Genomic DNA, 6,664 nt, shown 5'->3' on the forward strand with positions numbered 1-6,664 from the left:
TCCAAACGCCTGTCGCGGCCGCTCTCAAAGTGAGAGGCTTTTCGCCCGTAATGCGGCCTGTTCGACGAGAGTGAGCGCAATCCGGTTGCGCAGATAAATCGGCGCCAGCAAACCGGCATCGCCAGCCGCCCTGGACTGGAAGCCCGGCAGCGCCAGACGGAGGGCATCGCCGGCCCGAGGCAGGGCCTCGCCATCCACCATCAGCAACTCGCTGCCCGAGACCGCGCGCAGTACCGATTCATACCGCCCCCAACCGGTTCCGGCCGCGTGCCAAGGCCCTGAATCCTCCGGCACCAGCTCGGGCCGGCAGACCCTGGCCTCGCCTTGCGGCACTGCCAGTCCGGCGGCGTCACGCAGATAGGCGGCGTAATAGACCTCGTCCATGCGAGCGTCGATGGCCGCCAGCACTCGCTCGGCGCCATGGGCGCGGATCGCGCCCTGAGCCAGCATCGCCAGGGACGAGACGCCCAGGGCAGGCTGATCGTGGGCCAGCGCGAGGCCCTGGAGGTAAGCCACGCCGATGCGCACGCCGGCGAAGCTGCCCGGCCCCAGCCCGCAGACGAGACCATCAAGCTGGGAGTATCCCAGGCCCGCCTCGGCCATCAGGGCATGCAGCATGGCCGGCAGCCGTTGGGTATGGTCGCGCCCGGCCAGCTCGAAATGCTCAAGCAGGGCACCGTCGATCCAGAGCGCGACGGAACAGGCCTCAGTGGCAGTGTCTAGAGCGAGTAATTTCATGGTCCAGGGCAGTCTAGCCGCCCGGCAAACCTGCCATGCGGAAAAGACAAAGGGCGCTGCTTTTGGCAGCGCCCTCTGGGTGTTGCTTGCCAGTATCCAGTCTGGCGACTCCGGCGCGGAGGTCGACCTGAACCGACCTCCGCCCTGGGGAATCGCTTAGTGGAACTGCTCTTCTTCGGTCGAACCGGCCAGCGCCTTGACCGAGGACGAACCGCCCTGGATCACGGTGGTGACGTCGTCGAAGTAGCCAGCGCCCACTTCCTGCTGGTGCGACACGAAGGTGTAACCCTTCTCGCGGGCAGCGAATTCCGGCTCCTGCACCATGTTGGTGTAGTGCTTCATGCCTTCGCCGCGGGCGTAGGCGTGAGCAAACTGGAAGGTGTTGAACCAGTTGATGTGGATACCGGCCAGGGTGATGAACTGGTACTTGTAGCCCAGCGCGCTCAGCTCTTCCTGGAAGGAAGCGATCTGGCTGTCGTTGAGGTTCTTCTTCCAGTTGAAAGACGGCGAGCAGTTGTAGCTGAGCAGCTTGCCCGGGCAGGCCTTCTGCACGGCCTGGGCGAACTCGCGGGCGAAGCCGATGTCTGGCACGCCGGTCTCGCACCACACCAGGTCGGCGTAGGGCGCGTAGGCAACGCCACGGCTGATCGCCTGCTCCAGACCGTTCTTGACGCGGTAGAAGCCTTCCTGGGTGCGCTCACCGGTGAGGAAGGGCTTGTCGTTGGCGTCGTGGTCGCTGGTCAGCAGGTTGGCGGCTTCGGCGTCGGTACGGGCCAGCACGATGGTCGGCACACCCATGACGTCGGCGGCGAAGCGGGCGGCGATCAGCTTCTCGATCGCTTCCTGGGTCGGCACCAGCACCTTGCCGCCCATGTGGCCGCACTTCTTGACCGCAGCGAGCTGGTCTTCGAAGTGCACACCGGCGGCGCCGGCGGCGATCATGTTCTTCATCAGCTCGAAGGCGTTCAGCACGCCACCGAAGCCGGCTTCGGCGTCGGCCACGATCGGCAGGAAGTAGTCAACGAAGTCCTTGTGACCGGCCTCGATGCCACGGCTCCACTGGATCTCGTCGGCGCGCTTGAAGGTGTTGTTGATGCGGCGAACCATGGTCGGCACCGAGTCGTACGCGTAGAGCGACTGGTCGGGGTACATGGTTTCGGAGGTGTTGCCGTCGGCGGCAACCTGCCAGCCGGACAGATACACGGCTTCCAGGCCGGCCTTGGCCTGCTGCATCGCCTGGCCGGCGGTGATGGCACCGAAGGCGTTGACGTAGCCCTTCTTGGCGCCGCCGTTGACCTTGGCCCAGAGCTTCTCGGCGCCCTGCTTGGCGAGGGTGTACTCGATCTGCATGTTGCCGCGCAGGCGGACGACATCGGCCGCGGAATAGCCGCGCTTGACCAGCTTCCAGCGGGGGTTGGTCGCCCAATCGGTTTCGAGGGCCTTGATCTGCTCTTCGCGAGTCGACATCGGTGAAGTCCTTGCGGTGGGAAAGAAAACGTTGAATCCGGCGCCCTGAAGCCCCGCCCCAAAATGTCAGAACGGTGAAGCCGGATTCGCGGGCGCGAATTATACAGGTGACTTTTTTGCACCGCACAACATCTTCGCCGGCCCGCCTGACCGGAATGGACTAGACCTTGGTCGGCAGGCCGCCCTCGCCTCGCCCCTGTCCGCAGCCCTTATACATATAAAGGGCCGATGCCCCGCTTCACGAAAGCCTGGACAGCCTCAGCAGCCCAACAAAAAGGGGCGCCTCGGCGCCCCTCTTGCCCAAAGGACAGCCGGCTCAATCGAGGTAGCGATAGCCCGGCAGGGTCAGGAACTCCTCGCACTTGGGCGCGGTGGACATGCGGGCGACGATGCCAGCGGCCTCGACAAAGCGACCCTGGTAGAACTTCTCTACACCCAGCTGCTTCTTGTAGGCCTCCAGCTCCTCGTCGACGATCTTCAGCACCAGCTCGCGGGTGACCGGGCGGCCATCGGCCAGCACCGCACCGTACTTCAGCCACTGCCAGACCTGGGTGCGGCTGATCTCGGCGGTGGCGGCGTCTTCCATCAGGTTGTGCAGGGGCACGCAGCCGGTACCGCGAATCCAGGCTTCCATGTAGCCGATGCCGACATTGATGTTGTTGCGCAGGCCGCCCTCTGTGATCTGGCCTTCCGGCTTGGCCAGCAGGTCGGCGGCCTTGATCTTGTAGTTGAACTGCTTGTGCAACTGGTTCGGCGTCGGCATGTGCTCGTTGAACACTTCCATGGCGACCGGCACCAGGCCCGGGTGGGCGACCCAGGTGCCGTCGTGGCCGTTCTTCACCTCGCGCAGCTTGTCGGCGCGCACCTTGGCGAACACTTCCTCGTTCTTCGCCGCGTCCTTGGTCGGGATGAAGGCGGCCATGCCACCCATCGCGAAGGCACCGCGCTTGTGGGTGGTCTCGCACAGCAGCTTCGAGTAGCTGTCCAGGAAGTGCTTGTCCATCGTCACCTGCAGACGGTCCGGCACCACCCAGTCGCCATGGGCATTGAGGGTCTTGATGCAGCTGAAGATGTAGTCCCAGCGGCCGCAGTTGAGGGCGACGATGTGGTTGCGCAGTTCGTAGAGAATCTCGTCCATCTCGAAGGCCGCCCACAGGGTCTCGATCAGCACCGTGGCCTTGATGGTCTTCTGCGGGATCTTCAGCTCGTTCTGGGCGTCAACGAAGATCGCGTTCCAGAGCTTCGCTTCCAGATGCGACTGCATCTTCGGCAGGTAGAAGTACGGGCCGCTACCGCGCTTCAGCAGCTCCTTGGCGTTGTGGAAGAAGTACAGCGCGAAGTCGAAGATGCCGCCGGGGACCGGCTTGCCGTCGATCAGCACGTGCTTCTCGTCCAGATGCCAGCCGCGAGGACGCACGATCAGGGTCGCGATGTCCTTGTTGAGCTTGTATTCCTTGCCGTCCGGGTTCTTGAAGCTGATCTTGCGGCGCACCGCGTCGGCGAGGTTGATCTGGCCATCCATCATCAACTGCCAGGTCGGCGAGGCGGAATCCTCGAAGTCGGCCATGAAGCACTTCGCACCCGAGTTGAGCGCGTTGATGATCATCTTGCGGTCGACCGGACCGGTGATCTCGACGCGGCGGTCGAGCAGATCCTTGGGGATGCCGGCGATCTTCCACTTGCCGTCACGGATCTTCTTGGTCTCCTTGAGGAAACCCGGCTTCTTGCCGGCGTCGATCAGCTTCTGGCGGTCGGCGCGCTTGGCGAGCAGCTTCTCGCGGGTCGGGCCGTGCTTGCGGACCAGCTTGGCGAGGAACTTCAGCGCTTCCGGCGTCAGGACCTTCTTGTAGGCCGGGGACAGCGGGCCCGTGATTTCGATGCCGGCAGGCAGGGTCATGGTGCAACTCCTGAGGTTCAAGGGAAACCGGAAGACCGCGAACCACTCGCGCGGCCGTAAGAAAAGTGGCGCGAATTATAGCGGCGCGCCTACGCGCCTTGTGATCTGAAGCCGGCCTCGGGATGATGCGGACACAAATTCCGATAAAGCCAACCAGAGGAGAGACCATGACCGGTGCCGGCTTCACAGGCGCGCTGTTGCCCTTGTCCCTGTTCGTGATCATGACCAGCCTGGGACTGGCACTGACGCTCGCCGACTTCCGGCGCGTGGTGCTGTTTCCCAAGGGCGTGGCCATCGGCCTCGCCAACCTGCTGCTGCTGTCACCGCTGCTGGGCTTCGCTCTGGCCAAGCTGTTCGCCCTGCCGCCGGAACTCGCCATCGGCATGGTTCTGCTGGGCGCCGCCCCCGGCGGCACCACCGCCAACATGCTCACCCACCTGGCCCGCGGCGACACCGCGCTGTCGGTGACCATGACCGCGATCAGCAGCCTGGCGGCGGTGTTCACGGTTCCCCTGTACCTGGGTCTGGCCAGCGCCCATTTCGCGGCGGATGGAGTGGCGCCTAACCTGGACATGATCGGCATCGTCAAGAAAGTACTGCTGATCACCCTGGTGCCCCTGGCCTTCGGCATGGCGATCCGCGCCGCCCTGCCCGTCTTCGCGCAACGGGTGGAAAAGCCGGCCAAGAACCTGGCGATGATCTTCTTCGTGCTGGTGGTGGCGGTGGTGATCTGGGCGGAATGGCACAACCTCGGCGGCGCCATCGGCAAGGTCGGCCCGGCGGTGCTGGCGCTGAATGTGCTGGCCATGGGCCTGAGTTTTCAGATCGCCCGCCTGGCGCGGCTGGACAGCAGGCAGTCCACTGCCATCGCCATCGAACTGGGCGTGCACAACACCACCCTGGCGATGGCGGTCGGCGCCCTGGTGTCGCCGGTGATGGTGATACCAGCGGCGGTCTACGGCGTGTTCATGTTCTTCACCGCGGGCGCCTTCGCCAAGTTTATGCACGGCCGCAACGCCGCCTGAGCAAGGTTCAGCCTGTGGCCGAGGCCGCCAGCTTGTGGCGGAATTCCCGGCGCAGCAGCGACAAGCTCAAGACCATCTGCAGAGCGACCGAGGTGGCCGAGACTATCCAGACCTGGTGCAACTGAAAGCCCTCCCGCCCGGCCAGCCACAGCACCGGCAGCACGAAGCTCAGCAGCCGCGAGGCGGAGGCCAGCAGCGAGGGCAAGGTATTGCCCAGGCCCTGGAACAGGCCGGCCGCGACCATGATCAGGCCGGAGGCTACGTAGTTCCAGGAGATAAAGCGCAGGTAGTCGGCGCCGACCACCACCACGGCGGGCTCGCTGGAGAACCAGCCCATCATCGCCGCCGGCGCCAGCTGGCAGACCAGGGTGAACAGCAGCATGAAGCCGATATTGAGCTTGGCGCTCTCGGCGAAGCTCTGTCGCACCCGCTGGTGATGTCCGGCGCCATAGTTCTGCCCGGCCACCGCCGCCACCGCGAAGCTGAGCGCCACCGCCGGCATGAAGCCGGCCTGCATGATCCGCATGCCGATGCCGAAGCCTGCCTGCGCCTCGGCGCCGAACGGCCGGATCACCCAGTAGATCAGGCCCAGGATCAGCGACATGATCAGGAACTCGGCCCCGGAAGGCAGGCCGATGGCCAGCATGCGCCGCCACAGCGCCCAGTCCGGCCGCCATTGCGCCCAGTCGATCCTCAGATAGGTACTGGCGCGCCCGAGGTACCAGACCAGGCCCAGCACCGCCGCCAGGGTGGCGAGGAAGGTGGCGAGCGCCGCGCCGGCCACGCCCAGGGCGGGAGCGCCCAGCCAGCCGAAGATCAGGAACGGCGCCAGCAGCATGTTGAGCAGCACCGAGCCGACCTGGGCGATCAGACCCGGCTTCATGGCGCCGATGCCGCGCAGGGCCGAGCCCAGGCCGGTCATCAGGAACAACAGACTCTGGGCCGGAATGAACCAGGCCAGGAACCGGCTCGCCAGTGCGGCGGTTACGGCGTCGCCCGCCAGCCGGGCGGCGTAGTAGTCCTTGCCGGCGTAGCCGATCAACAGGAACAGCAGCGCGGCGGCGATGGATTGCGCCTGCGCCTGATTGAACAGGTATTGCACCTGCCGCTCGTTCTTGGCGCCGAAGGCCTGCGACACCAGGGCCACCACGCCGACGCCGAGGGTTTGCGAGACCGCCAGCACCACGAACATCAGGTTGCTGGCGACGCTGACGGCGGCGATGGCTTCCTTGCCGAGCCTGCTCACCCACCAGATGTCCACCAGGGCGTAGAGGGTCTGGGTGAGCATGCCGACCAGCATGAAGCTCATCATCCGCAGGACGTGGCCGCGGATGGGGCCGGTGGTCATGTCTTGCACGGGGGCGTCTGGTCTTGAGGTGGAGGGCGCGCAGTTTACTGGACGGGTGTTTATGCTTTTGTCCGCTTGCTAGGTTGTGGGTTCGCGCGTTCGCGCTCTTATAGCTGCGCTGTTGGTGCGAGCTTTTTTTCGCCTCTTGGCGACTCACTTTTCTTTGCTTGTGCAAAGAAAAGTAAGCAA

Annotated in this window: 5 protein-coding genes; 1 reads left to right on the forward strand and 4 read right to left on the reverse strand. The window is 64.9% G+C overall.

Annotated features, from left to right (window positions below):
- Positions 1–24: 24 nt before the first annotated feature.
- The 3 genes from tsaB to aceB form a co-directional block, all read right to left on the reverse strand.
- On the reverse strand, positions 25–738 hold the full coding sequence (gene tsaB, locus AC3WT6_RS14830) for a tRNA (adenosine(37)-N6)-threonylcarbamoyltransferase complex dimerization subunit type 1 TsaB (RefSeq protein WP_492654376.1): 714 nt from the start codon (positions 736–738) through the stop codon (positions 25–27).
- 156 nt (positions 739–894) lie between these two features.
- Positions 895–2,205, reverse strand: coding sequence for an isocitrate lyase (aceA, locus tag AC3WT6_RS14835; protein ID WP_492654377.1), 1,311 nt, complete (start codon positions 2,203–2,205; stop codon positions 895–897).
- 316 nt (positions 2,206–2,521) lie between these two features.
- Positions 2,522–4,102 (reverse strand): malate synthase A, encoded by a 1,581-nt coding sequence (gene aceB / locus AC3WT6_RS14840; RefSeq protein WP_492654378.1) that lies wholly within the window; start codon positions 4,100–4,102, stop codon positions 2,522–2,524.
- 167 nt (positions 4,103–4,269) lie between these two features.
- Here aceB and AC3WT6_RS14845 point away from each other — a divergent pair, with 167 nt between their 5' ends.
- Positions 4,270–5,127, forward strand: coding sequence for a bile acid:sodium symporter family protein (locus tag AC3WT6_RS14845; RefSeq protein ID WP_492654379.1), 858 nt, complete (start codon positions 4,270–4,272; stop codon positions 5,125–5,127).
- A 7-nt stretch (positions 5,128–5,134) separates the two neighbouring features.
- On the opposite strand, the gene AC3WT6_RS14850 is transcribed toward AC3WT6_RS14845, so the two are convergent.
- Positions 5,135–6,475: an MATE family efflux transporter gene (locus AC3WT6_RS14850; RefSeq protein ID WP_492654380.1), complete on the reverse strand. Its 1,341-nt coding sequence runs from the start codon at positions 6,473–6,475 to the stop codon at positions 5,135–5,137.
- Positions 6,476–6,664: the final 189 nt, after the last annotated feature.

Source organism: Stagnimonas sp. FW305-C-60, assembly GCF_058782965.1.

What these genes read in the sequence shown, in the direction of transcription:
- tsaB (WP_492654376.1), bottom strand. Translation starts at nt 738, where the DNA reads ATGAAATTACTCGCTCTAGACACTGCCACTGAGGCCTGTTCCGTCGCG.
- aceA (WP_492654377.1), bottom strand. Translation starts at nt 2,205, where the DNA reads ATGTCGACTCGCGAAGAGCAGATCAAGGCCCTCGAAACCGATTGGGCG.
- aceB (WP_492654378.1), bottom strand. Translation starts at nt 4,102, where the DNA reads ATGACCCTGCCTGCCGGCATCGAAATCACGGGCCCGCTGTCCCCGGCC.
- AC3WT6_RS14845 (WP_492654379.1), top strand. Translation starts at nt 4,270, where the DNA reads ATGACCGGTGCCGGCTTCACAGGCGCGCTGTTGCCCTTGTCCCTGTTC.
- AC3WT6_RS14850 (WP_492654380.1), bottom strand. Translation starts at nt 6,475, where the DNA reads ATGACCACCGGCCCCATCCGCGGCCACGTCCTGCGGATGATGAGCTTC.